The sequence below is a fragment of the Oceanobacillus sp. M60 genome, assembly GCF_053839645.1.
Map to the genome: position 1 here is coordinate 177,395 of NZ_JBSSNH010000006.1, position 25,733 is coordinate 203,127.

Consider the following 25,733-nt stretch of genomic DNA (forward strand, 5'->3'; position numbering starts at 1 on the left):
ATATCAAGTCTGTTCCTTGGACAGATGGATGATTTCCTTCATTTTTTTCTTGATTTCTTCTTTTGTTAATGTTTGATTATCCATTTTTTCTTCCAGCTTTGCTGTTTCCAGGATGATCTTTTTATCCGTCGATAATTCTATTGTAAAATCAGGAAAGGCCTGTTCGAGTTCTGTTTGATAGGCTTCCGTTTTATCTTGCAGCGAAAAACGCTCATGATGTGGAACTTCGATGGTAACGAGCAATGTATCATCTGTATTTACTGCATGAACAGCGGTAATATCATCTTTATTAATCAGCAATTCCTTTGCCTGTGTTGCGGGATCCTGAGAGGAATTGGTGGATAAATGCTTTATATTTGGATTTTCTGAATAAGAAGATTCGTTCTGATGATTACAGCCGACTAAAAAAAGAATAAAGAGGAGCAGCAGGGCCATTTTTTTATTTCGCATATATTCACATCCTGTTCTGTAACGAAATATGTAGGGCGGAGGACCAGACAGTCCCCCTGTTTTCCTGTATTTGCTGACATATCTTATTACTGTTTGTATTGAGGCTCTTCCTGCGTAATTTGTTGCATCCTCGGTTCTAATTGGTCTAAAATACCCTGTGTTTGTTGTGCTGCATTTTTATATAGCTGTTTTGCTTGTTTATTATCTGTTTGAAGAGCAAATTGCTCCAGACTCGCCTGAGCACTTTTTAAACCTGCTACAGTTTGTTGAACTTGTGTGCCTACTGTCATCTTCCTCACTCCTTTTCATATCTTGCACTTATTATTTTGATGAAATAATTATATTTTATGCTTGTAAACAATTTCCAAAACCTATATGGACAGGAAAGCAGAAAGCAATGAAGACGTGTAAAAGCAGGTGACGGGAGGGAAAGTAAATAACAGGAATCGTGTTGACGTTGGAAGGATAATGAACGTAAACATAAAAAAACGACAGGTACCTGTCGTTTTTAACATATATCGCAACAGATGGAAGCTTATCCAAATGTTAAATTTTATTTATTGTTTGTTTAAGTTTTTTGATTTTACAAAAGGTCCTACATCCATGCGTGTTGGTTTTTTATATTTTTGGCTCATTTGTTCTGTCCATGTTTCCTGTTTGTTATTCGAATTTCGCGATTCATAATAATCTTTCATAGTCTGATCGTATTCCTGAATAAAGTGTTTTTGTTTGTCAAAAGGAATATACTGATTTTCGTGATAAATTGCCGGAAACGGCAAACGTGGTTTGATATCTGGTATTTCTGTCGGGTAGCCAATCGCCAGGCCGAACAATGGAACCACATAATCCGGTAATTCCAGAACATCGTTGAAGGTCTGGATATCATTACGAAGGCTTCCTAAGAAACAGATTCCCAGTCCCAATGATTCAGCAGCAACAACAGCATTTTGAGCAGCTAAAGCGGCGTCGATCGTTCCTACTATAAATTGTTCGGTGCTTTCCAAATTTTCGGTATGTTCGATTCCATCCAGTTGTTCAAGACGATGCAGATCCGCGCAAAATATAAGCAGATGACCATTTTTCTTTACATGCTTATGCCCCGAAATGGCATAGAGTTTTTCCTTGAGGTCCTGGTCCGATACACCGATGATACTGTAGGCCATCACATTACTGGAGGTGGAGGCGCGTTGTGCACTTTCTACAATTGTTCTTATTTGAACGTTGTTTAAGGGTTTATCTGAAAATTTTCGAATAGAGCGATGATTCATTAATGTTTCAATGACTTGATTCATACGGGTTCCTCCTCTTCATCGATACTGTTCCATAAGTTATTATAATGATTTATTTTGAAGACAATACTCGATAGCAAGTGTATCATGGGATTTACATCGGTTCCAAGAAACTTGCTCTTTTACAATGAATGGTGTAAAGAAATTATGTTATTATAAAGGCAATATAAATCTTTATAATAACATGAGCAGCAGCTGATGGGCTGAGAACAGTAAAATCCAAAAGTTACATATGCTGGAGGGGCGATGTGTGTGAAAACATTTAAACTGCGTAAATTGGTTGTTTTAGATTATGATAAAGGATTAGAAGGAACAGAAGTGGAGCTGATTGACGGTCTCATTATTAATCGGGAAGATGATTATGATACATGGTTGATTGAAGGATTTATTAATCGTAATTACTGGAATTATTTTGAGGATAAAAAACATGAGGAACTGATGGTGCAAGCAACCATTACAAAAGAGAGCAATGAACCTGCTTCATTTATAACAAAGATGACTGAGATGCATGAAATCGGACAACAAATGAATGTAATGCTGATGGGGAAAATTATTGATAAACAAAAGAAAGATGTGGAGCAGCTATTAACTGCGCTGGTGGAAGATGGATATGAGGGAGAAGAGTTAATTCAAAAATTCAAAGAAATCTATTAGAGGATGTTCACAAAATCCAATAAAAAATGATATGTCAGGAAAAGGAGCTTCTCCCAAGAAGATCCGCGACGTGCGGGCAGCGCAGAAATCATCGCAACACGATGTGCTCTGATCCGACTGGTCCTTTTAAGCGTACTGTTTAAACATGTGCAAACAGTATTCACATGATAAGAAGAAGGGAAAAACAATGAATAAAGAACGAAAAAAATTTGAGACGCCCATCCGGCGTTCTCCATTTCAAATGCTATTGATTTATTATATGGCTGCGATAGCGCTATCGACTATATTGCTATCTTTACCTGTTTCGCATAAGCCCGGTATTGATATTCCTTTTATTGATATTGTTTTTACGGCTGTCAGTGCGATTAGTGTAACAGGATTAAGTACTATTTCCATTGCAGATTCATTAAGTACCACGGGAATTATTTTTTTAGCTCTGATGATGCAGATTGGAGCAGTAGGGATTATGGCAATTGGTACGATACTCTGGGTGGTGTTAGGTAAACGGATAGGTTTTAAAGAAAGAAGCATGATTATGACCGACCAGAATCAAACGCATTTTAACGGCATGGTACAGCTAATCAAGAATATTATATTCTTGCTGCTGGCGGTTGAAGCAGCTTTTTTCATTATATTAGGCGTCTATTTTATGAGGTATTATGATTCCATAGGAGAAGCATTCCTGCAAGGTTTTTTCATGGTTATCAGTTCGGTGACAAATGGTGGTTTTGATATTACGGGGCAATCCATGATTCCTTTTCAATCTGATTATTTTGTTCAAATAATCAGTATGGTGCTTATTATCATTGGCGCTATCGGGTATCCGGTCATCATAGAGATAAAGGAATATCTTTTGCATAAAAGAAAATTAAAAAAACAATTTCATTTTAGTTTGTTTACGAAGCTGACAACTGTAACTTTTTTTAGCTTGGTTTTGGTTGGTGCGTTCGGCATTTATCTGTTTGATATAAATGGATTTTTTAAAGGTGTTGTCTGGCATGAATCCTTTTTTTATGCGTTGTTTCAGTCTGTTACCACAAGAAGCGGGGGATTGGCGACAATGGACTTAACTTTATTATCAGATACCAACCATTTATTCATGTCTGCATGGATGTTTATCGGGGCATCTCCAAGCAGTGCCGGGGGAGGAATCCGGACAACGACCTTTGCGCTGGTTTTGATTTTTCTATTTACGTTTATCCGCGGCGGAAGAAGTGTTAAAATTTTTCACAGAGAGGTCTACGAGGTAGATTTAAATAAAGCGGTGACTGTAACCTTTTTTGCAATAATGGTTGTATTTTCTTCTGTTATTATCCTTAGTTATTTAGAGCCGTATTCATTAGATGCGCTTATTTTTGAAGTTACTTCTGCTTTCGGAACAGTGGGGTTATCCCTGGGGGTTACAGGTGACTTAACCACATTCAGTAAAATAATATTGATGATATTAATGTTTATTGGACGAGTCGGTATTCTCACATTCCTTTTAGTATTCCGTCGTAAAAAGGATCCAGCGAAATTTAATTACCCGAAGGAAAGAATGATTATTGGGTAAAGGGCGTTAAGAAAGGAATAGTTAGTATGTAAAATAAAATGGCCTGTGCCTTTAGCACAAGCCATTTTGTGTTTAGCAGTAAAATGCAGCTCCTACGATGATTAGTAAAATGAAAAGAACAACAATCAACGCAAAGCCGTTTCCGTAGCCGCCACAATAGCCGCCACCGTAGCCGCCACCATATCCATAGCCCATGCTTTTCACCTCCTGAACTTACAGTATTACTGTATGCAGATAGATAAAATGTGTATAGACGTTTGCCTAGTTTTTTAACAGCAGCGTTCTGATACTTCCTCTGTTATTGTTTCAGCAGGCTTTATAAAAGACAGGAGATTTATACAGCAAGTAATAAAGAATACAGGAATTACTTAGCAAACAGCATGCAATTACATTTTCTACTTTATTTTATGTAGAGATATTGATAAAATGGAATTATATAAGTGAAATGAGTAATCATATTTTGTACATAGGCGAAGGGAGTGCTTCATGATGGAAATGCTTTTCGGTGTGGTTTGTTTTGCGATTCTTGTTTTGAATATTGGTTATTGCGTTATGGATAGAGAGTAGTCTTTCCGCCATTATAAAAGCAGAATGCTGTTTCTATTTTCTTGAAGAAAATAAGAATCCAGTGTTCTGCTTTTAGTCTATCCAGCCAAATTCGTTGAAAGGATAAATAATTAATTCAGATTTGCCGATAATATCATCTCGTGGAATAAACCCAAGTCCATTGCGGCTGTCTTTACTAATCAGTCGATTGTCTCCCATGACAAAATAATTATTTTCAGGAATTTCTAACGGACCAAAATTATTAGTTTGTGCAATGACTTCATCGCTTAAAAAATGCTGCTGATAGGCCTGACCATCGATATATAATTGACTGTTTTCAATTTCTATCGTTTCTCCGGGCATCCCGATAATACGTTTTACATAGTTTTTTGGCGGCTGATGGATGATGACCACATCGCCCCTGCCAGGGTCATCTATCGTGTAAACAATTTTATTAAAAATGACACGCTCTCCATCCTGAAGAGTGGGATACATGCTTTCTCCTTCTACAATGGAAGTGGCAAAAATAAATGTCCTGAGAAAGAAAGCAAGCATTATCGTAATAATAATTGCCTTCAGCCAGCCTACCCATTCTTTTTTTTGATCGGTATTTTCCACTAACTCATCTCCAAAACGTGCATAGTCTCCTTTTATCGTAGCATGTTTACGCGATTTTGCGCAAACATGCCAGTGGAAACAATTGAAAAATATATTGCGGAAGAGAAATAATATCCATTTACTTTTTATTTAACAGGTATGCTTCTAATCGATCCAATCCTTCTTTTAAAATGTCCTCGTGATAGGCATAGCTTAGACGCATATAGCCTTCGCCGTCTTTAGAGAAGCTGCTGCCTGGAACAAGAGCGACTCTGGCATTCCGGACCAGGGAGAGCCCTAAATCAAATGAACTCATATCATTTAATGTCAGCTTTGGAAAAATATAAAATGCGCCCTGCGGCTGCTCAACCTCCAATCCCATGCCTGTCAAACGTTCATACACATAATCCCTTCGTTTTTTAAACACTTCTTTTATATATGCCGTGTGTTCCTGATAAGTAGTCATTGCTTCTAAAGCAGCGTATTGGCTGATGGAAGCAGCACAAGATACATTGTATTGGTGAACCTTTAACATTTGCTCTGATATCCATTCAGGAGCAAGGGTGTATCCGATACGAAAGCCTGTCATGGAGTGTGATTTAGATACACCGTTGATAACGATGGTTTGATTTTTTAAATCGGAAATCGAAGCAATCGATGTGTGGGCAAAATCAAAAACAATCTCACTGTAGATTTCATCGGATAAAATAAATATTTCTTTCCCTTTAATCACTCCGGCAAGAGCTTCTAATTCTTCTCTGGAATAGGCTGCACCAGTCGGGTTAGAAGGGGAAGGAAGAACAATACATTTGGTATTTTCATTGATAACATCTGCCAATGCTTCCGGAGTAAACTTAAACCCGGTATTAGTTGTATCTACATGAACCGGTTTGGCGCCAGCGAGCGTAATCAGCGGTTCATAGCCGGGATAAATAGGACTTGGCAAAATCACTTCATCCCCAGGTGTAAGGATGGTCCGGAAAGTAATATCAATTGCCTCAGATGCTCCAGAGGTAACAATAATTTCCGAATCCGGCTGATAAGCCAGTCCATAATTTGTCTTGTAATAGGTATGTATGGCTTTTCGTAACTCCCAGATTCCTTGATTCGGCGTGTACGTTGTAAAGTTATTCTCAATCGCCTGAATTCCTGCATTTTTTACATTATCCGGAGTATGGAAATCCGGCTGTCCGATTGTTAAAGAAACGACGTCCTTTTCATCAGAAACCAGATTAAAGAATTTACGGATTCCTGATATTTCAATATTTTTTACATTGTTATTTATTAAATGCTTCAACATAATCACCTACGCTTAAAAAGTAAAATTTTCATTAAATGTTCAAATAATTTGGATTAATACGAATGAAATTGGGTATAATAAAAATATAGAATAAAATATAAGGAGAATACAATATGAGACCAAGAACTCTTAATTTCGAACAACTTGTTGACATGAATAGACAAGAATTATTAAACGATGAGAAAAGTATATCACAAATTGAAGAGAAGTTAGACAAGAAACAAGAAGCTTTTTTATTGAATCATAAAAAGAATAAAAATGAATTAACCGCTGAGTAGGAGAAATCCTTGCTAAAGCGGTTTTTTATTGGAGAGAGGGAAGAGGAATAAAAAAACGATTTTGAAGCAGCCCTGTTCTTATTGTATCATCTTTATAAAATAAGGGATTTTACCGCCGTATAAAATCGTTTCAACATGACGAAACTGAATAGCAGCGAAATCAGAAAGAAAAGGTGAGAACATGTTGCTGTCAGGGATAGTATCTATCGGAAATGTTGGAATTAATATTACTTATATTTATGTCATTATGATGCTGTTATGCAGTACAGCTGTGTACTATCTGACGAAAAAAATATATCAATGGGCGGTTAGAAAGCAAATGATGCGGTTTCTGGCATATATCGGTGCAAGCATTATTGTGATTAGCTTAACGATTATAACAGCTGTCATCCAGGAAAGGGATGCTTGGCACTTTCTAAGGGCTGCTATGCAAAGCCTCGCTTTTTTAGGCATCTGCTTAGCTATTTTTCCATTATTGCATCAATTTTTATTGAAAAGAAAATAATCTTCGGCAAATGTTATTTTCTTTTTAATACGGCAATAAAATGTTTATATGCGATGGGCCAAAGATTAATGTCTGGCCAGCTTCCTTATTTCTTTTTAGAGCGTGCAGGAGGCCAATCCATTTTTCCTAACGAAGAAGGTACGTAATAGCTGGAGCGATGTTTTTTGGCAGGGGTCGATTTTGGTTTTTCCTGCTTCCAGTTAATATACTGACAAATTAGCCGTTTAGCTTGAGATAAAGACATTTTTACAGGCGGGTTGCGATAGCTTTGGTCTAATGCACCCAGATGCTTCAGATGTTTTAAATCCTCTTTGGCAGGAGGGATATGGAAGCAATATTCTCCAACCTTAATAAGCACTGTAGAATGTTGATTGCTAAGCTTGGGATGGTCAGAAAAATGCAACCCTTTTTTAGAAGCTTTTTTCTCTTTTAATAATTTTTCGATGGCTTGTTTTTTTAATTGATACAGCTGCTTCGGGTCAGGAGCCGTTTTTGCATGCTTATTAATAACAAATAAAGCCTGCGCCAGCTTTTCAACCTCAACGTCATGTTTCATTTTTAGTCTCTCCCTTTAAAAAAGGATTCAATCAATCTATATTTAATTAATACTCTAACTTAAAATTTATGGAATTTCAATACTATATCGAAAAAATACGAACAAATGCACTTGTTTTGTGCCGGGTGAAAAATAAAAGCTTGAATAATGCTTGCGCCAGCAAGGATTACGCGCATAAGCACGTGCTGAGAAAAATATACTGTAGATTATTAGGAAGGCATGATAGTAATTTCCGAATTCAGGGAAGAAAAAAGACCCTCGCATGGCGGCTAAGGTCTTTTCAGATGAGCAAGAAGAAATATCATTTTAGTGCTGTGGGAATGCTTTGTTGAAATATCGTGCTGTCTAATTTACTTTTTTTAAGTCATCAAGAATTGCATCCATGTTATCAAATTCCACTCCATCATAATTTTTGACAACTTCGCCTTCCGGGCTGACTAGAAAGAAAGATGTCCCGTGGAGAACCTGATCATCTCCCTCTGCGGGGGCTTGAACAAGGTTTTTAAAATGCTTAATGGAAAATTCGCGGATCGATTCAAAATCATAACCAGTGACGAAAGACCAATTATCGAAATTTACATCATAGTTAGAGGCATAATCCTTTAATACCTCAGGGGTATCGAAATCTGGATCTACGCTAAAAGAAACAATTTGTGCATCGATGCCTTCCTCTTCCATCATGGATTGCAGGTGAGCCATATTATATGTCATCGGCATACAGACGGTGGTACAGTTTGTAAAGATAAAATCAGCAATCCACCATTCTCCTTTTAAATCTTCAAGGGAGAGCTGTTCTTCATCCTGTGTCGTATACTCAAATTCTGGGACTTGTTCTGACATGGTTGTTTCAATTGCGTAACCCTGTCCGCAGCCTGCTAATACGAAAAATAAACCAATAAGTAATAAATAATGTCTCATATCATTAAACCCTTTCCTACTGTATCTTATGTTCATTATAGCATTGGGGAAAATGTTGAAAAAGTCTCTCATATGAAGGAATTATGACATTTTAAACCGGGCTGCCCGGATATCTTTCTTTCGATAAAATTTTACTGCAATCCAATTCTTTCAAGCTGAAGGATAATCGAGCCCTTTAATAGTGATTCTCCAATCGCTGCTGCAGGCGAAAATCGAGGTTATCCTATGAAGAAACAAAAAATTCTGCAGGTAAAGCATTAATTTGGATGTAATGTAAATACATGCAGCTCCGGTTTGCAGAAGAATCGATAAGGTAAACGGGTGGTTCCAATCCCGCTGTTCACGTATAATGTCAATCTATCTGAAACAGTGTATTTCCCTTGTACATATTTTTCTGCGTACGCCGGCGTATATAAATCGCCAATAAAAGGTAACCGGACCTGCCCTCCATGGCTATGACCTGATAATTGAATATCCACAGGATAATCCTTCACCATATCGGCAAGGTCAGGCTCGTGCGCAAGAAGAATGGTGAAATCAGAAGCTGTCCGATCTCTTAACGATTGACTGACATCCGGATTCCCAAGCATTGCATCATCCAGTCCAGCCAGCAGAAAGGAAGCATTCTCACGATGGATACGGGAGGCATTGTTTTGGAGCAAGGTAAAATCAGCTGCTTCAAAGGTTTCGTATAAAATATCCGTTCCATAGCCCCCATGATCATGATTTCCATAAATCCAAAACTTTCCTTCAGGCGCCTCCAGCTGCTGTAATATACAGATGAGACTGTCGTCCCAGTGATAATTATTAGGTTCGTCTACTAAGTCCCCTGTAAATAAAATCAAGTCGGGTTCCAGATTATTAATTTTTGTAACAAGAGTTTCGAGCTGCTCTAAGCTATAATGGAAACCTAAATGGGTATCGGAAAATTGCACAATTTTAAACTGATTAAAAGCGTTGGGAATTTGTGGAGATGTAATTGATTCTTCTGTGATTTTCAGGAGAGAAGGTTCTATCTCACGAGCATAAAAATACGTTCCGCCGCTCAAACCAAATAATGTTAATAAGCTTCCTAAAGACCTTTTTAAAAATGTTCTGCGATTCATTGTATAATTTCCTTTCTGCATATAAACCAATACGAAAATTATAGCACGGATAGAAGCTTTTTTTCATTTGGCAAATAGGTAAAGTTTTATACTTTTTTATTTAAGATACAGTAAAATCATTCTTACTGCTTTTAAAGACCTGATTTATCGCGTTTTACTCGGACATAATTCTTCTGTAGAAATATGTGAAGGCACTTTTTTAGGAGCAATATTCTTCCAAATGAGGAATCTGCTGATACAATCACTGGGAGAGAACCGCAGAAGTATGTTAAACTAAAAGTGTGTGTATAACGAAAAATCAAGTAATATACTTTAAGGTGACCGTTTATGGGTAATTATCCTCGCAGATAACACCCGTGAACTTTTATGATGAAGATAGAGCAGGTCTCGCAGAAACGTTTTGGAAGAAGATGTATCTACCGGGTTACTTTCACAGCATTTCTAATAAGTTAAAAGCATCTTTGAATTTCAATCGTCTTTATATGAAGAAGGGGGTAAATAAGGTGAGTACAACGCAAGATAAACAATTGTCAGATATGAAAATCAGTGAAGTCCTTATACCTGCTGAAAAGGTAGCGCATGTCCAGCTCAATAATCCTTTAGAACATGCATTGCTGGTATTAATGAAATCCGGCTATGCAGCAGTGCCAGTACTTGATGCAACCTATAAATTTGCCGGGATTATCGGAAAAACCGTTATCCTGAATGAAGTACTCGGGATTGAAAGCTTTGAAATGGAACGCTTATCAGAAATTCGGGTAATGGACGCCATGGCTGCAAATGTACCGACCTTAACCAGAGAAAATAGTTTACTAGACGGGCTGAATGCTTCCATTGACCATCCATTTGTATGTATAGTAGATAAAGATGGTTATTTTGATGGTATTTTAACAAGAAGAGCAATATTGAAGCAAGTAAAAAAAGATATTTATATGAATGCATATAAAAAATAATAACAATGTCTCCATGACGTGGAAGAGCGATAGTTTATTCTGCTTCATGGGGATTTTTTTGCATGTTAGGAAATATATATGCTGAATTTAGCGCTTCAACATGTTCCATGGGGGAATAATCTTAGGCACCAGAAATACACTCCGCTTTCGTAGGCCCCGAGCTCATCTCCTTTGAAGAAGACTTAGCGATTGGCAAGAACATCGATATTTTAAATAACAAGTGGTTTTCTTGGTTTTTCTTACAGTAATATTAGTTGCCGATGAAGATGGCGTCTGCTAAAGTAAGAAGGAGATTATAGAAAATGGAGGAGTAGTTGATTATGGATGCAAATGAAATTATACAATTTATTTCTAATAGTAAGAAAAGCACACCTGTAAAAGTATACGTGAAGGGAGACTTGGACAAGCTTCCTGAACAGAACGAAATAAAGGCATTTGTTGATGCGAAAAGCGGTACATTATTTGGAGAATGGAAAGCAGTAGAGCAATTCTTAAAAGATAATGAAGCTGTTATCGAAGATTATGTTATTGAAAATGATCGCCGTAACTCTGCTATCCCAATGCTGGATTTAAAAAATATCAATGCGCGTATCGAGCCGGGTGCGATTATTCGTGACCAGGTAGAAATTGGCGATGGTGTTGTAATCATGATGGGTGCATCAATTAATATTGGTGCTGTTATCGGTGAAGGAACGATGATTGATATGAATGCAGTTCTTGGCGGGAGAGCTACTGTAGGAAAGAACTGTCATATTGGTGCAGGTACTGTCCTTGCCGGCGTAATTGAGCCGCCATCTGCTAAACCAGTTATCGTAGAAGATGATGTGGTAATTGGCGCAAATGTTGTTGTCCTTGAAGGAATCACGATTGGAAAAGGCTCTATTGTTGCAGCAGGATCTATTGTTACCAAGGACGTAGAACCAAACACATTAGTCGGTGGTACACCTGCCCGAGTTTTAAAAGAAATCGATGAGCAGACAAAATCGAAAACAGAAATCAAACAAGAGCTTCGTAAATTAGATAATTAAGGCAGATGAAAACTTTATGACAGCAATTGATTTGCAAACGATCCGCAGGGAACTGCATCAGATTCCTGAATTAGGTTTCAGGGAGGAAAAGACGCAAAAGTACCTGCTCGCAAAAATTCAAGAAATGGCGACAGATCGTGTTGAAGTGAGAACATGGCGGACCGGTATTTTAGTACATGTATCTGGAACCAATCCAACAAAGCGGATTGGTTTTCGGTCTGATATCGACGGACTCCCCATTTTGGAAGACACAGGCTTCGACTTTGCTTCAACGCATAGGGGACAAATGCATGCGTGCGGACACGATTTCCATATGACCATTGCTTTGGCAGCACTCAACAGGCTGATTGAACAGCCTGTAAAGGATGATGTGCTATTTATTTTTCAGCCAGCTGAAGAAGGCCCGGGCGGCGCAAAGCCGATGATTGCGTCAGAAGAATTTCTTGCATGGAAACCAGATACGATTTTTGCACTGCATATTGCTCCAGAGCTGCCAGTTGGTCAGGTATCCTCTAAATCTGGACTTTTATTTGCTAATACGAGTGAGCTGTTCCTGGATTTTAAAGGACTTGGCGGCCATGCTGCCTATCCGCATTTAGCGAAGGACATGACCGTAGCAGCGAGTAATTTTGTTGTGCAGGCTCAGCAAATTGTCTCCAGAAGGTTAAATCCGTTAGACGGTTCCGTCGTTACGATTGGAAAAATGGAGAGCGGATTTGTTCAGAATGCCATAGCGGAGACAGCTCGTTTGGAAGGAACCATTCGAACGACAGAAGCTTCCTCCATCATATTGGTGAAGGAAGAGCTGGAGAGGCTGATCAAAGGATTTGAAATAGCCTATGATTGCCAAATAAATGTCGATTATGGAGCGAATTATTACCAGGTAGTAAATGAAGAAAAATATGTGGAGCTCTTTAAAACGTCTCTGGAAAACACGGGCATTACTTATGTTCAGGCTTCTGCAGCAATGACTGGAGAGGATTTTGGAGATATGCTAAAAGAGATTCCAGGATTTATGTTCTGGCTTGGGGTAAATTCTCCATATGGACTGCATCATGCGAAGCTAACCCCGGATGAAGCTGCGCTTTCTGTAGGGGCGGAAGCTGTAGAAACCTATATCCGCTCCATTGGTAGTGTTTGACAGGTATATTAGGGTTTAATAAAAAAGATTTTCTCTTGTAATGGGGGAAATCTTTTTTATATGCTCTATTCTTCTAAAATCAAATGCATACATCTTCCTCCCTCATCATATATCAGTTAAAGAGAATAGGAAGGAGTGACCTCATGCAGATTTATGATGCCCTCCCTGATTTATCTAAATTCAAACCATTGCCCGGAAGTAATCAATCCCTGTTATTTTCTAGCGGAAAGCCGATTCTTGTTATATTTTGGTCTGTTAGCTGTTCATCCTGTGGTTATTTCTTGCAAAAGCTGGCTGCTATTCCTCCAATCAAATACCAAAAAGTGATTACTATATTGATTCACACATATTTAGATGGTGAACAAATCAGCCTGCCTGAAATAAAAAATAAACTAAATCAGCTGCATGTTGATGCTGTATATTTAGATGATGTAACTGGACAATTGGATGATATATTTCAGTTCCGTTATGTACCTGCGTTATACTTATTTGATAAACAGGAAAAGCTGCGGTTCAAACAAATTGGAAAACCTTCTACAAGTTTGGTAGAACAGCGTTTGAGACGATTAATCAATACAAAATAAATAAAATATATAGACTCTATTCTTTCCGGGATGGAGTTTTTTTGTGCAAAAGGAGCAGATTATGGATGGTTTCAAAATATTTCACGGATAGAAATCACGCAACAAAAGCTGTCTTAAAAAATTTATCAAAAATTTTCAAAAAAATTTCACAAAACAGTAGAAATTTATTTCGGAAACCGTTATATTAGTTATTACGGATTAGTGGAAAGGGGGAATTAATTTTGAATACCTTTAAAAAACTGAAGCATTTCTATTGGCCTTATAAAAAGTATTTTATTTGGTCGATTATCTGTATGCTTATCGTTACCAGCATTATGGTTGTTTATCCGATTATCCTGCAAATTACAATCGATGAAGTAGTTGCTGAACAGAGATATGGACTGATTCCTTATATTTGTGGCGTATTCTTAGGGTTGATGATGATAAAGGGTGTATCTACTTTTTTCTTTCAGTACCTGGGTGATTTATTTGGAATGACCTCTGTATATAAGCTGCGTGAATCATTATACGATAAGCTGCAAGCGCTGGCATTTAAATATTATGATAATGCCAAAACAGGGGATATTATGTCCCGGCTGACTGCAGATGTCGAAGGATTTCGTTTCTTTCTTTCGGTAGGTTTTGCAGAATTGATTCGCGTTGTGTCGTTGATGCTGATAAGTATTTCGGTTATGTTTTATTATTCTATTCCTCTAGCACTTATAACAATGGCGGCGATGCCGTTTCTGGCATTTGTTGTTTATAAATTTGATAAGCAGGTTCATCCGGCCTTTCGAAATATCAGGCGCTCCTTTGGAAAGTTAAATACAAGAGTACAGGAAAATATAAGCGGGATGAATACGGTTAAATCATTATCAAGAGAAGACTTTGAGATTGGCAGGTTTTCTGAAAGTAATGATAATTACCGCCAAAAATATTTGTTTACATCAGGTTTGTGGGCAAAGTATTTTCCGGTGATGGAATTTATCGGAAATGTCAGCGCCGTTGTTTTATTAGCGTTTGGCGGTTTTTTTGTCATAAATGGATCCATGACGACCGGACAATTAATGGCCTTTTTCAGTTTAGTCTGGTTTATCATGGGACCGCTTATGAACTTAGGATTTATCATTAATCAATTTTCACAGGCAAAAGCATCTGGAGAGCGGCTGCTGGAGATCATCGAAGCGCCTGAAGATATCGAAGAAAAGACTGGTGCGATGGATGCTGATATTCAAGGTCATGTCACCTTTAAGGATGTCACATTAACATATATCGAGGAAGATGATGAAGCATTAAAACATGTCAGCTTCGATGCCCCGCCGGGCAAAACAATCGGGTTAATCGGCGCAACAGGCGCAGGAAAAACAAGTATTACCCAGCTGCTTACACGGTTTTATGAACCGGAAGAGGGGGAAGTTTTAATCGATGGGCGCCCTGTTTCGGACTATAAGCTGAAGAGTCTCCGCAGCCAAATTGGTTTTGTTCTGCAGGAGCCGTTCCTTTTTTCCACAACCATTAAAGAAAATATTTCTTATGGTACACCAGGAATTCAGGAAGAAGAAATTGTTGCAGCGGCAAAAATGGCGCAAGCGCATGATTTTATCATGGAGCTTCCAAAAGGATATGATACGCTTCTGGGAGAAGGAGGAATGGGGCTATCCGGGGGACAGAAACAGCGGATAGCTATAGCCAGAGCCATTTGTATCGATCCGAGTATTCTTGTATTAGATGATGCAACGTCTGCTGTTGATATGCAGACGGAGCATAAGATTCAAAAGGCATTGCGCGAAGCGATGAAGAACAGAACATCCTTTATTATTGCGCACCGTATTTCCTCTTTAAAGCATGCAGATGAAATTTTAGTGCTGGAAGACGGGGAAATCGTTGAACGGGGCACTCATGACTTCTTGTTGAAAAATAAAGGTCCTTATGAACGTATTTATAATATCCAATATCAAGACCGCGAAGAGATTATGAGTGTGGTCAATTAAGGGAGGCGGCGTATATTGGCAAAAGCAAAAGAAGCTAAAAAGCAAAGTAATCATCTGGAGCGATTTCACTATACAATAGACCAGACAATTGAAAAGCCGTTTAACTGGGAACAGATGTGGAGATTGCTTCAGTTCTTAAAGCCTTATTCCAAAACATACTTGCCAGGTGCGATTATTGCAATGATGATTGCTACAGCTGTCCGATTATCTATACCGATTCTGATTGGAAAGGTAGCTGTGGATATTGCGATTGCCCAGAATGATGGAAATCTGTTAGTTTATCTAGTTGCAGGGATTGCTATTCTTTATATTATCAGTTTTATCGCCAATCGATTCCGGATCAAATGGGTAAATATTTTGGGGCAGAATGTAATCTATGATTTAAGGCAAAAGCTATTTTCCCATGTACAGAGGCTGTCACATCGGTTTTTCGATAACCGCTCGGCAGGATCTATCCTAGTCCGGATTTTAAATGATATTAATTCCCTGCAGGAACTATTTACCAACGGAATTATTAATCTGTTGATGGATATTTTAATGTTGAGCGGCATTATTATTATCCTGTTTATAATGAGCCCGCCTCTGGCGTTGGCGGTGGTAATCGTCATTCCGCTGATGTTTATTATATCAACTGCATTAAGAAGAAAAATTAGAAGAGCATGGCAGCTTGTCCGCCTGCAGCAATCGAGAATGAATTCACATTTAAATGAAGGACTGCAGGGAATGCGTATTACTCAATCCTTCTCTCAAGAAAAAGAGAATGCGGAATTCTTTGATGGTGTAAATTCAGGCTTCTTTAACAGCTCCCGTGATGCAGCGAAGAAAAGTGCTTTTTTCCGTCCGCTTGTAGATATTTGTGACGCAGCCGGGACCATTATATTAATCGCTTTTGGCTCTTACTTAATTTTGAACGGAACGATTGAATTAGGGACGTTTATTTCCTTTGCATTCTTTTTAGGGATGTTTTGGGAGCCGATTTCCAGGCTGGGTCAGATGTATAATCAGCTGCTAATGGCAATGGCCTCCTCCGAGCGTATCTTTGAATTTTTGGATGAACAGCCTAATGTGGAAGAAAAAGAAGACGCGTATCAATTTGAAAAGATGGATGGCCAGATTGAATTTGATGAAGTCGAATTCGCTTATAATGCAGATCGGATGGCATTAAAAAAGATTTCCTTGAAGATGGAGGCAGGCCAGACAATAGCCTTGGTTGGTCATACGGGAAGCGGAAAGTCTACCATTGCCAACCTGATCAGCCGTTTCTATGATCCTACATCTGGAGCAGTAAAAGTTGACGGACATGATCTGCGGGACGTGACGTTAGACAGTCTAAGACAGCGGATTAGTGTTGTTCTTCAGGATACGTTTATCTTTTCTGGAACGATTATGGAAAACATTCGTTTCGGCAGACCGGACGCAAAGGATGAAGAAGTAAAGGAAGCGGCAAGGGTCGTTGGAGCAGACAGTTTTATCAGCCGATTAGCGAATGGTTACGAGACAGAAGTAGAGGAGCGGGGGAATATTCTTTCTGCCGGTGAAAGGCAATTACTGTCCTTCGCAAGGGCGCTTTTGGCAAATCCAAGCATCATTATACTGGATGAAGCTACAGCAAGTATTGATACTGAATCAGAAGTAAAGATTCAAAAGGCGTTAAAGCGTTTATTAAAAGGAAGAACATCGATTATTATTGCCCATCGTCTGTCTACGATTCGAGAAGCAGACTGCATCTATGTTCTGGAGCAGGGAGAGGTTTTAGAATATGGAAATCATCAGGAATTAATGGAGCAGCATGGAAAATATTATGAACTTGTTAAATCACAATTCACGATGCTGGATGCTATATAAATAAAAGGAAGGGAGCAGCTGCAATTGTGGCTGTTCTTTTCTTTCTTTTATCGCAATGCAAGATAAAGTAAAATTCCCCGCTGAATAATGTTTTACATTATGTTAATATATAGAAATGAAAGACTGGAGGTTCCTTGTTATGAAAAAAGATTTTGCAGTAATTGGTCTCGGAAGATTTGGCGGAAGCATTTGTAAAGAACTAAGCGATAAAGGAATGCATGTTCTCGCCATTGATTCGGATGAGACGAAGGTCAATGAATATAAAAATATTGCTTATCATGCCGTCGGACTTGATGCGACAGATGAAGATGCCCTGAAAGAGATAGGGATTACCAATTTTGATCATGTTATCGTAGCTATCGGAGAAAATATCCAGGCAAGTATTCTCGCCGCAGTTATCTTGACTGATTTAGAAATAAGAAGGATTACGGTGAAGGCCCAGAATGACTATCATGAAAAAATCCTGAATCGGATTGGCGTTCATCATGTCGTTCATCCGGAAAGAGATATGGGCAAGCGGCTGGCACATAACTTTATATCGAATAATATTTTAGAGTATCTGGAGCTATCCAACGAGCACAGCATCGTAGAGGTTATCGCAGGCAAGAAAATGATTGGTAAAAATTTAATTACACTGGATGTCCGGGCAAAGTTTGGGTGTAATATTGTTGCGATAAAAAGAGGATCAGAAATTGATGTATCCCCTGAAGCAGATGAGCCTCTCCATGAAGGAGATATACTTATTGTGATTGGGGCAGATCAGGATATTAACCGGTTTGAAAAAGCATTTATTTTTGATTAACTATATAAGTGCGCCCTCTTTAAAAGGCCCTTTCACATTGAATATCTTTGTGAAAGGGCCTTTTCCAATTTATCAGCTAAAGCTGTTCATTGTCAAAGCGGTAGATAAGAAGGCGCTCGTCTGGATTCAGCCAGTATGCTTTTAGTTTTATTTCCTGCAATAATTCAAAAGGGCTATCATATTCAAGGAATTGAATATATGTATCATGAGGGTAATATAGAATAATATCTACCATCCTCGGGGCCTCTTCAACTGATTTTAAAATATTAGAGGTAATGCGCTTAAAAATTTGTACAGAAAAAGGATTGAAAAAATAAAAATGATTATCCTTTGCACGAATTTTATATTCCTCTGCCAAGCAGCAAATAAATTGAATATCGGTCCGCTTATCCTCAGCGTTTATTGATTGTGTATATGTTTGTAAATTATGCTGGGCATCGTTAAAAAAATGCGTGTTCATTTCAATGCCAGTTACCGATATCTGCTGAAAAAAATCAAGATAAAAGGCTAAACGTCCTTTTCCACATCCAAAATCGATGACAGTGCCTTGTTTATCAAGCGTATAATTTTTCGTTAATTTTTCCAAAGCGCTGTATGGAGTCGGCTCATAAGGATTGTAATGATGTGATTCAGGATAGATTGTTTTCTTATCCTCGATGGTATGAATTTGCAACAGCTTATCATAATATTTATCCTTCATAAACAAGTACCTCTTTCTGGACAGCAGTGCCGCCCATTTTAAAGAAAAGCTCCATTCTCCAAAAATAATTTTTCAGGAGAATGGAGCTTTTGTTCTTTATATTTCCATAATGATTGGTAAGACCATTGGACGACGTTTCGTTTTTTCATATAAGAATGGAGCAATCGTATCTGTAATTTCATTTTTAATTTCAGACCATTGTGTTGTACGGCGTTCCATTACTTTTTCTAAATGCTTAGAGACAAGTTTTTGCGCATCGTTGATAAGGTCTTCTGATTCACGCATATAGACAAAACCGCGAGAAATGATATCTGGACCTGATTCAATTTTAAATTCTTTCATGTTGATACTTACAACAACAATTACTAAGCCTTCTTCAGATAGAATTCTGCGGTCTCTAAGAACAATATTCCCGATATCGCCAATTCCGCTTCCATCAACATAGATAGATCCGGACGGGATTTTACCTGCAATCGCAGCTTGGTCTTTTCCAAGGGCCAGTACATCTCCATTGTCCATAATAAAGGAATGATTTTCTTTGACCCCGCATGATTCAGCTAATTTCATATGCTCGATTAACATACGATATTCCCCATGAATCGGCATGAAGAATTTCGGTTTGATTAAACGAAGCATCAGTTTTTGCTCTTCTTGACTTCCATGACCAGAAGTATGAATATTATTCAGTTTTCCGTGAATAACATCCGCTCCTGCACGGTATAATTTATTGATAGTTCTGCTTACGCTGACAGTGTTCCCCGGGATTGGCGAGGATGAAAATACAACGGTATCTCCAGGAATAAGCTGAATTTGCCGATGTGTTCCATTAGCAATTCGAGAGAGTGCTGCCATCGTCTCGCCTTGTGAACCAGTACAGAGGATCGTCACTTCATTTGCCGGAAGACGATTAATTTGGTTTCCGTCAATAAACGTATCTTTAGGTGCCTGGATGTAACCCAGCTCCTGGCCAATGTTTATCGCGGATTCCATACTTCTTCCGAAGACAGCAACTTTACGGTTATGCTTCACGGACGCTTCAACTACTTGCTGGAGGCGATAAATATTAGACGCAAACGTAGCAAAAATCAGTCTGCCGTCAACACGGCTGAATATATCCTGAATGCTTTCACCAACGACGCTTTCTGACATTGTAAATCCAGGTACTTCACTATTCGTACTATCGGATAGGAGGCATAATACTCCTTCTTCGCCAATTTGAGCCATTTTAGCAAGGTTTGCTGGTTCACCGACTGGTGTGAAATCAAATTTGAAATCGCCGGTATGAACGACATTTCCAGGTGGTGTTTTTACAACAATACCAAATGAATCTGGAATACTGTGTGTAACACGGAAAAAGCTAACGGAAGTTTTACGGAATTTTATCACATCGTCTTCTTGAATGGAAATTAGCTTGGTACTGCGTAATAAACCGTGTTCTTCTAATTTATTACGAATTAAACCGAGAGCTAATTTTCCGGCATAAATTGGCACATTAATTTGTTTTAATAAGAATGGGATTCCACCAATATGATCTTCGTGACCATGTGTAACAAAAAGACCCTTGATTTTATCTTGATTTTGCACAAGATAGGTGTAATCCGGGATTACATAATCAATACCAAGAAGGTCATCCTCAGGGAATTTGATTCCTGAATCAATAAGGATAATCTCATCCTGGAATTGAACTGCATACGTATTTTTGCCGATTTCCCCAAGTCCACCCAGGGCAAATACAGCCGTCTGATCATTTTTTACAAACTTCATTATTATACGTTCTCCACTTCAAAATTGCCGGTACTTTTTTCGTATTCGAGATGTGCCTCATCTAATACTTGAATGTACTCAATGTTAATATCGCGGTCACTAATTTTTGATCTTGCTTCTCTGACGGATTCAGCTTCTACATAGAGGCTCTCCGTACGTTCTCTTACAGGCACTTCTTTACGTGATGCCTGATATAATACTTTAAAAATCATTTCATCTCTCCTTTAAAATTTAAAAACTATATTTAGTCAGGGTTATTCATACGATGTGTTGTATTCCGTTATAAAAGGCAAGTTTCCGTCAGCTCACCTGAAAAATGGCTTTTCTAATTAAGAATGATATTCTTATTTGGCTGTTCATTATTTATTAGTAGTTGGTACGCGTCCCTCTTTGCCTAGTAAATCCTTCAAACGTTTTTTAAGTTTCTCTTTAAGACGTTTCAGCATAAGGACTCACTTCTCCTTCCGATAATATAGAAAAGCAAATTTAACCCTCTACCGTCCAATCCTCTTATCTATAGTATAGTACGAAATTGGAAAGAATTAAATAAAAAACGATAAATAATAAAAAATATTCCTTTGTTCGTGTTTGCTAAACTATTTCTATCATCGTCTAAATCAGCAATTTTATACAGTTTGAAAAGAATTTTCCGGGAGCGCTGAATTAATTGATTTCAATGGAATTATCCGGAATGGCAAAAGGATTCCCTTCGTTGATCCGGTCAAAAAACATAATACCGTTTGTATGATCGATTTCATGTTGAAAAACAATAGCCGGATAATCTTTTAAACGCAATTTAACTGGATTATCATTTATATCTGTTGCAGTTATAGTAATACGAGCGTGTCTTGGGACATATCCTTCTATAACACGGTCAACAGATAAGCAGCCCTCTCCATTTTGCAAGTATGCCTGCTCTACAGAGTGACTGATGATTTTAGGGTTGGCCAGTCCCATACTGTATTTTTTTCCTTTGCTGTCTCCAAAATGCAGTGCAATCAATTGTTTTTCAATGCCAAGCTGAGGGGCAGCCAGACCTACTCCGGCTCTTAAATTATATTTTTCAGCTATTTCATCATCTTGACTATTTTTTAAGAATTGAAGCATATCTTCTAATAATTGTTTGTTTTCCGCAGACAGCGGCACATCTACCTTAGCGGCTTTTTTTGTTAAAGAAGGATGTCCTTCTCTGACAATATCTTTCATTGTTATCATGTGTACGACTCCTTTATATCTGTTTATTTACGTTATAGAGGATGTTCAAAAGGTTCCTGAAGAATAAGCGGCAAATTCTTTTATTGGCTTGGTTTTTCCAGGGCGAAGCGATTGCTCGCTACATTGAAAATCGTTCGTTCCTTTTGAACACGTTAGCTTAAATTATAAAATAATGCGAGACAGGTCTGTTGCTTATCATAACACATAAATTTAAACATGGATGATATTTCATATTATAAAATAGGAGGGGAGGATGTAAAAGGTTTTGCTCTAGTCTTTCCTGAACTTCGCATCATATGTTACAATTTTAGTCGTATATAGTTTAAAAAACGGATACATAGGAAAAACAAAAAGAAACGTACATATTGGAGGTTTTTTTGTGTCAAAAAAAGGTTATTTATACGCAATTATTATTTCTTCTTTATTATTCATTGCTGCATGCAGCAGTAAATCTGCTGAAGAACAAATACATGATCATCTTGAAGAAGCAATTCAAATAGAAGAAGGATATGAAACGCAGCAGCAGGAAATTGAAGAACTGGAGCAGCAGGAACAGGAAATATTCAGTCAGATTGTGGAGCTGGATATGGAGCAATTTGATCAGATTCAAGAATTATCACAGGAAGCCATTTCTATCGTTGAACAAAAGCAGGAAAAGCTTGGTGAAGAAAGAGAAAGCATTGAAGCTTCTCAAGAAGAATTTGAACAAGTGGAGTCCCTTATCTCTGATTTAGAGGATGAAAATGTTCAGCAGGAAGCAGAAAGCATGTATGACATCATGATAGAGCGATATACAACATACTATGATTTAAATGATACATATCAAACTTCCGTCGACCAGGAAAAAGAGTTGTATGAAATGCTGCAGCAGGAAGAGCTTGAACAGGATGAAGTAACCGGTCATTTAGAAGCTTTAAATGAAAATTATGAAAGAATTATTGCATTGAATGAAGAATTTAATCAATTGACAGCTGACTATAATGAAGCAAAACGTACATTTTATGAAGCATCGGATTTAAATGTAAGTTATGAAGACGAATCAGATGCCGATACAGAAGAATAATGACCGTTAAGCACCTCCTGCTCACCTGCGCAGGAGGTTTTTTTGAAGAATAGGAAAGCATATAAAAAAATACTGAATATAGCCGCTCCAACAGGTTTCATGGGCTGAGTAATCTCAGGCCCCAGAAATACACTGCGCTTTCCGTGAGCACGAGCTCAGTCTCCTTTAAAGAAGACTTGCTGATTGGCAAGCCAATAGGTGTAGACAGAGCTAAAGTTGGGACTTCGATTACTAAAACCACTACGCATCCCCACAGAAGTCTCTGTGTATTTCTTCTGGGACTTCGATTACTCGTCCCATCAAAAAGCGTCGCTAGAATTAGCGTTATTTTCTTGTGAAAAAGCAAATAAAACATAATCCTTCTTAGATGGGAGCGACTTCCCGCAGCGGACATCTCTTCGGCGAGAACACTGATGTTTTAAAGACCAAGCGGTATTCTTGGTTTTTCTTAAGCGGGTAGGACCGGATGTTCTTATAGAGCGTATGTATGCTACAAAGAAAAAATTACAGCACGATGTTTTATGCAGGGAATGATACAAAATTGATACAGTTTTTTTACATAGTAATACAGTTTTTACTTGATGGAGCAGGGAGCAGCAAACCCTTGGATAATATATCAATGTACAAGAAACAAACTGATTGACCATCCATAAAAAATGAGCTAAGATAATAGGAGATAAAAATTGTATTACTTTCTATTGCTCGTCCTTTTAGAACAGTAGTGATAAAATAATACAGATTAAAAATTTCTGCATTAGGGTAAAGGTATTAGTATGTAATTTTTATTGTTTAAGGGTAGAATAGTAAAAGAATACTTAATTTTGATATAAGAAAGGAAGAGGTGAATCATTTTGAAACAGGTACTTGAAAATATTGAAAACCAATTCGAAATGTTCCAAGTTCTAGATGAAAATGGAAAAGTTGTAAACAAAGATGATCTCCCTGATTTATCAGATGATGAATTGAAGGAGTTAATGAGACGCATGGTATATACACGTATACTTGATCAGCGTTCCATTGCACTTAACCGTCAAGGACGCTTAGGTTTCTATGCGCCGACTGCCGGTCAGGAGGCTTCTCAGTTAGGAAGTCAATTTGCATTAGAGCAAGATGATTTTATTTTACCGGGATATCGTGATGTTCCACAGTTGATTTGGCAGGGGCTTCCATTATACCAGGCTTTCTTATTCTCTAAAGGACATTTTCACGGAAACCAATATCCGGATGAATTAAGAGCATTAAGTCCGCAGATCATAATCGGCGCACAGTATGTTCAAACAGCTGGTGTAGCACTTGGTTTGAAAAAACGCGGCAAGAAGAATGTAGCAATCACTTATACAGGTGACGGCGGTACTTCTCAAGGTGATTTCTACGAAGGAATAAACAATGCTGGCGCATTTAAAGCTCCTGCTATTTTTGTTGTGCAAAATAACCGTTTTGCTATTTCTGTTCCTGTAGAAAAACAAACCAATGCAAAAACATTAGCTCAAAAAGCTGTTGCTGCCGGAATTGAAGGAATTCAAGTAGACGGCATGGACGTTTTAGCAGTTTATGCAGCAACTAAAATGGCTCGTGACCGTGCAGTAGCAGGTGAAGGTCCTACCTTAATCGAAACATTAACTTACCGTTTTGGACCGCATACCATGTCTGGTGATGATCCAACTCGCTACCGTACAGAAGATATGGACAAAGAGTGGGAGCAAAAAGATCCGCTTGTTCGTTTCCGTAAATACCTCGAAGGTAAAAAGCTTTGGACAGAAGAAGATGAGAACAAAGTAATTGACGAAGCGAAAGAAGATATTAAAAAAGCAATTAAACAAGCTGAACAACAGCCTAAACAAAAAGTTACCGATTTAATTGATAATATGTATGAAGAGCTTCCAACTCATTTACAGGAGCAAAAAGAAATCTATCAAGCAAAGGAGTCGAAATAAATCATGGCACAAATGACAATGATTCAAGCAATCACTGATGCAATGCGCGTTGAGCTGAAAAATGACGAAAACGTGCTTGTATTTGGTGAAGATGTTGGACAAAATGGCGGAGTTTTCCGTGCTACGGAAGGTCTTCAAGATGAATTCGGCGAAGACCGTGTATTTGATACGCCGCTTGCTGAATCAGGAATTGGCGGCTTAGCCATTGGTTTAGCAATGGAAGGGTTCCGTCCGGTTCCAGAAATCCAGTTTTTCGGCTTCGTTTATGAAGTAATGGATTCGATTAACGGCCAAATGGCTCGTTTGCGTTATCGCTCCGGCGGCCATTACAATGCGCCAATTACTGTTCGTGCACCATTTGGCGGCGGGGTTCACACGCCTGAACTGCATGCGGACTCTTTAGAAGGTCTTATTGCACAACAGCCGGGTATGAAAGTAGTTATTCCTTCTACACCATATGAAGCAAAAGGACTGCTTATTTCTGCAATTCGCGATAATGATCCGGTTGTATTTTTAGAGCATATGAAGTTATACCGTTCTTTCCGCGGGGAAGTTCCGGAAGAAGATTATACCGTAGAGCTTGGAAAAGCTGACGTAAAACGCGAAGGTACTGACGTTACGTTACTTGCTTATGGCGCAATGGTGCATTCTTCATTAAAAGCAGCTGAAGAATTAGAGAAAGATGGTATTTCAGCAGAAGTAATCGACTTGCGTACGGTTTCTCCAGTAGATTATGACACCATTTTAGAGTCTGTTAAGAAAACAAATCATGTCGTATTTGTCCAAGAAGCACAGCGTCAAGCTGGTATCGCTGGACAAGTTATTTCTGAAGTGCAAGAGAGAGCAATTTTACATTTAGAAGCTCCTATTCTTCGTGTTACTGCACCGGACACAGTTTATGCATTCTCTGATGCAGAGGAAGTATGGCTGCCAGACCATAAAGACATTGTTGAAAGAGTAAACGAAGTAATCAATTTCTAAAT

At 38.3% G+C, this 25,733-nt stretch carries 27 protein-coding genes; 14 read left to right on the top strand and 13 right to left on the bottom strand.

Features of this window, described 5'->3' with window-relative positions:
- Positions 1-3: 3 nt before the first annotated feature.
- From ACW0TQ_RS15785 to nfsA, 3 genes are all read right to left on the bottom strand, one after another.
- Entirely contained in the window at positions 4-450 is a 447-nt protein-coding gene (locus ACW0TQ_RS15785; RefSeq protein ID WP_455725813.1) for a YhcN/YlaJ family sporulation lipoprotein, read from the bottom strand.
- Between the two features lie 86 nt (positions 451-536).
- Positions 537-740 carry a DUF1657 domain-containing protein gene (locus tag ACW0TQ_RS15790; RefSeq protein WP_042535315.1) on the bottom strand — a complete coding sequence of 68 codons (204 nt, stop codon included), beginning with the start codon at positions 738-740 and terminating at the stop codon, positions 537-539.
- Between the two features lie 267 nt (positions 741-1,007).
- A complete protein-coding gene (nfsA, locus tag ACW0TQ_RS15795; protein WP_455725814.1) occupies positions 1,008-1,742 on the bottom strand; it encodes an oxygen-insensitive NADPH nitroreductase in 735 nt (244 codons plus the stop codon).
- A gap of 243 nt (positions 1,743-1,985) precedes the next feature.
- On the opposite strand from nfsA, the gene ACW0TQ_RS15800 reads away from it, so the two are divergent.
- A complete protein-coding gene (locus ACW0TQ_RS15800) occupies positions 1,986-2,393 on the top strand; it encodes a YwpF-like family protein (RefSeq protein ID WP_246528977.1) in 408 nt (135 codons plus the stop codon).
- 187 nt (positions 2,394-2,580) lie between these two features.
- On the top strand, positions 2,581-3,945 hold the full coding sequence (locus tag ACW0TQ_RS15805; protein ID WP_341173106.1) for a TrkH family potassium uptake protein: 1,365 nt from the start codon (positions 2,581-2,583) through the stop codon (positions 3,943-3,945).
- Between the two features lie 72 nt (positions 3,946-4,017).
- Here the strand turns inward: ACW0TQ_RS15805 and ACW0TQ_RS15810 are convergent, their stop codons facing one another.
- From ACW0TQ_RS15810 to ACW0TQ_RS15820, 3 genes are all read right to left on the bottom strand, one after another.
- Positions 4,018-4,140, bottom strand: a complete 123-nt coding sequence (locus ACW0TQ_RS15810) for a YjcZ family sporulation protein (protein WP_193063269.1) — start codon at positions 4,138-4,140, stop codon at positions 4,018-4,020.
- Between the two features lie 444 nt (positions 4,141-4,584).
- Positions 4,585-5,046 (bottom strand): signal peptidase I, encoded by a 462-nt coding sequence (gene lepB / locus ACW0TQ_RS15815; protein ID WP_084613052.1) that lies wholly within the window; start codon positions 5,044-5,046, stop codon positions 4,585-4,587.
- A gap of 181 nt (positions 5,047-5,227) precedes the next feature.
- Complete coding sequence (locus ACW0TQ_RS15820) at positions 5,228-6,385, bottom strand: aminotransferase A (RefSeq protein ID WP_341173489.1); 1,158 nt, start codon at positions 6,383-6,385, stop codon at positions 5,228-5,230.
- Between the two features lie 116 nt (positions 6,386-6,501).
- Here ACW0TQ_RS15820 and ACW0TQ_RS15825 point away from each other — a divergent pair, with 116 nt between their 5' ends.
- On the top strand, positions 6,502-6,666 hold the full coding sequence (locus tag ACW0TQ_RS15825) for an FbpB family small basic protein (protein WP_455725815.1): 165 nt from the start codon (positions 6,502-6,504) through the stop codon (positions 6,664-6,666).
- A 181-nt stretch (positions 6,667-6,847) separates the two neighbouring features.
- Complete coding sequence (locus ACW0TQ_RS15830; RefSeq protein WP_042535301.1) at positions 6,848-7,171, top strand: hypothetical protein; 324 nt, start codon at positions 6,848-6,850, stop codon at positions 7,169-7,171.
- Positions 7,172-7,256: 85 nt separating this feature from the next.
- Here ACW0TQ_RS15830 and ACW0TQ_RS15835 read toward each other — a convergent pair whose 3' ends face one another.
- From ACW0TQ_RS15835 to ACW0TQ_RS15845, 3 genes are all read right to left on the bottom strand, one after another.
- Complete coding sequence (locus tag ACW0TQ_RS15835) at positions 7,257-7,727, bottom strand: YkyB family protein (RefSeq protein WP_042535299.1); 471 nt, start codon at positions 7,725-7,727, stop codon at positions 7,257-7,259.
- 345 nt (positions 7,728-8,072) lie between these two features.
- On the bottom strand, positions 8,073-8,645 hold the full coding sequence (locus tag ACW0TQ_RS15840; RefSeq protein ID WP_455725816.1) for an SCO family protein: 573 nt from the start codon (positions 8,643-8,645) through the stop codon (positions 8,073-8,075).
- A 257-nt stretch (positions 8,646-8,902) separates the two neighbouring features.
- Complete coding sequence (locus tag ACW0TQ_RS15845; protein ID WP_341173104.1) at positions 8,903-9,751, bottom strand: metallophosphoesterase; 849 nt, start codon at positions 9,749-9,751, stop codon at positions 8,903-8,905.
- Positions 9,752-10,254: 503 nt separating this feature from the next.
- On the opposite strand from ACW0TQ_RS15845, the gene cbpB reads away from it, so the two are divergent.
- The 7 genes from cbpB to ACW0TQ_RS15880 all read left to right on the top strand — a co-directional run bounded on the left by cbpB (position 10,255) and on the right by ACW0TQ_RS15880 (position 18,074).
- A complete protein-coding gene (cbpB, locus tag ACW0TQ_RS15850) occupies positions 10,255-10,704 on the top strand; it encodes a cyclic-di-AMP-binding protein CbpB (protein ID WP_042535293.1) in 450 nt (149 codons plus the stop codon).
- Positions 10,705-11,024: 320 nt separating this feature from the next.
- Entirely contained in the window at positions 11,025-11,732 is a 708-nt protein-coding gene (gene dapD, locus ACW0TQ_RS15855) for a 2,3,4,5-tetrahydropyridine-2,6-dicarboxylate N-acetyltransferase (RefSeq protein WP_175297074.1), read from the top strand.
- Positions 11,733-11,748: 16 nt separating this feature from the next.
- Positions 11,749-12,873 (top strand): N-acetyldiaminopimelate deacetylase, encoded by a 1,125-nt coding sequence (locus ACW0TQ_RS15860; RefSeq protein WP_042535291.1) that lies wholly within the window; start codon positions 11,749-11,751, stop codon positions 12,871-12,873.
- Positions 12,874-13,016: 143 nt separating this feature from the next.
- Entirely contained in the window at positions 13,017-13,457 is a 441-nt protein-coding gene (locus ACW0TQ_RS15865) for a TlpA family protein disulfide reductase (RefSeq protein WP_193063271.1), read from the top strand.
- A 221-nt stretch (positions 13,458-13,678) separates the two neighbouring features.
- A complete protein-coding gene (locus ACW0TQ_RS15870; protein ID WP_455725817.1) occupies positions 13,679-15,427 on the top strand; it encodes an ABC transporter ATP-binding protein in 1,749 nt (582 codons plus the stop codon).
- A 114-nt stretch (positions 15,428-15,541) separates the two neighbouring features.
- Positions 15,542-17,272 carry an ABC transporter ATP-binding protein gene (locus ACW0TQ_RS15875; protein WP_374705732.1) on the top strand — a complete coding sequence of 577 codons (1,731 nt, stop codon included), beginning with the start codon at positions 15,542-15,544 and terminating at the stop codon, positions 17,270-17,272.
- 139 nt (positions 17,273-17,411) lie between these two features.
- On the top strand, positions 17,412-18,074 hold the full coding sequence (locus ACW0TQ_RS15880) for a potassium channel family protein (protein WP_193063275.1): 663 nt from the start codon (positions 17,412-17,414) through the stop codon (positions 18,072-18,074).
- 76 nt (positions 18,075-18,150) lie between these two features.
- On the opposite strand, the gene ACW0TQ_RS15885 is transcribed toward ACW0TQ_RS15880, so the two are convergent.
- From ACW0TQ_RS15885 to def, 4 genes are all read right to left on the bottom strand, one after another.
- The gene (locus ACW0TQ_RS15885) at positions 18,151-18,774 is read right to left on the bottom strand and encodes a methyltransferase (protein WP_193063277.1); all 624 of its coding nucleotides are present in this window, start codon (positions 18,772-18,774) and stop codon (positions 18,151-18,153) included.
- A 96-nt stretch (positions 18,775-18,870) separates the two neighbouring features.
- Entirely contained in the window at positions 18,871-20,538 is a 1,668-nt protein-coding gene (gene rnjA, locus ACW0TQ_RS15890) for a ribonuclease J1 (protein WP_193063279.1), read from the bottom strand.
- A 2-nt stretch (positions 20,539-20,540) separates the two neighbouring features.
- Positions 20,541-20,750 (bottom strand): DNA-dependent RNA polymerase subunit epsilon, encoded by a 210-nt coding sequence (locus tag ACW0TQ_RS15895; RefSeq protein WP_042535278.1) that lies wholly within the window; start codon positions 20,748-20,750, stop codon positions 20,541-20,543.
- 451 nt (positions 20,751-21,201) lie between these two features.
- A complete protein-coding gene (gene def, locus ACW0TQ_RS15900) occupies positions 21,202-21,753 on the bottom strand; it encodes a peptide deformylase (RefSeq protein WP_455725818.1) in 552 nt (183 codons plus the stop codon).
- A gap of 379 nt (positions 21,754-22,132) precedes the next feature.
- On the opposite strand from def, the gene ACW0TQ_RS15905 reads away from it, so the two are divergent.
- The 3 genes from ACW0TQ_RS15905 to ACW0TQ_RS15915 all read left to right on the top strand — a co-directional run bounded on the left by ACW0TQ_RS15905 (position 22,133) and on the right by ACW0TQ_RS15915 (position 25,731).
- Positions 22,133-22,816, top strand: a complete 684-nt coding sequence (locus tag ACW0TQ_RS15905; RefSeq protein WP_193063282.1) for a YkyA family protein — start codon at positions 22,133-22,135, stop codon at positions 22,814-22,816.
- 851 nt (positions 22,817-23,667) lie between these two features.
- Positions 23,668-24,750 (top strand): pyruvate dehydrogenase (acetyl-transferring) E1 component subunit alpha, encoded by a 1,083-nt coding sequence (gene pdhA / locus ACW0TQ_RS15910; RefSeq protein ID WP_193063284.1) that lies wholly within the window; start codon positions 23,668-23,670, stop codon positions 24,748-24,750.
- Positions 24,751-24,753: 3 nt separating this feature from the next.
- Complete coding sequence (locus ACW0TQ_RS15915; RefSeq protein ID WP_455725819.1) at positions 24,754-25,731, top strand: alpha-ketoacid dehydrogenase subunit beta; 978 nt, start codon at positions 24,754-24,756, stop codon at positions 25,729-25,731.
- Positions 25,732-25,733 lie beyond the last annotated feature (2 nt).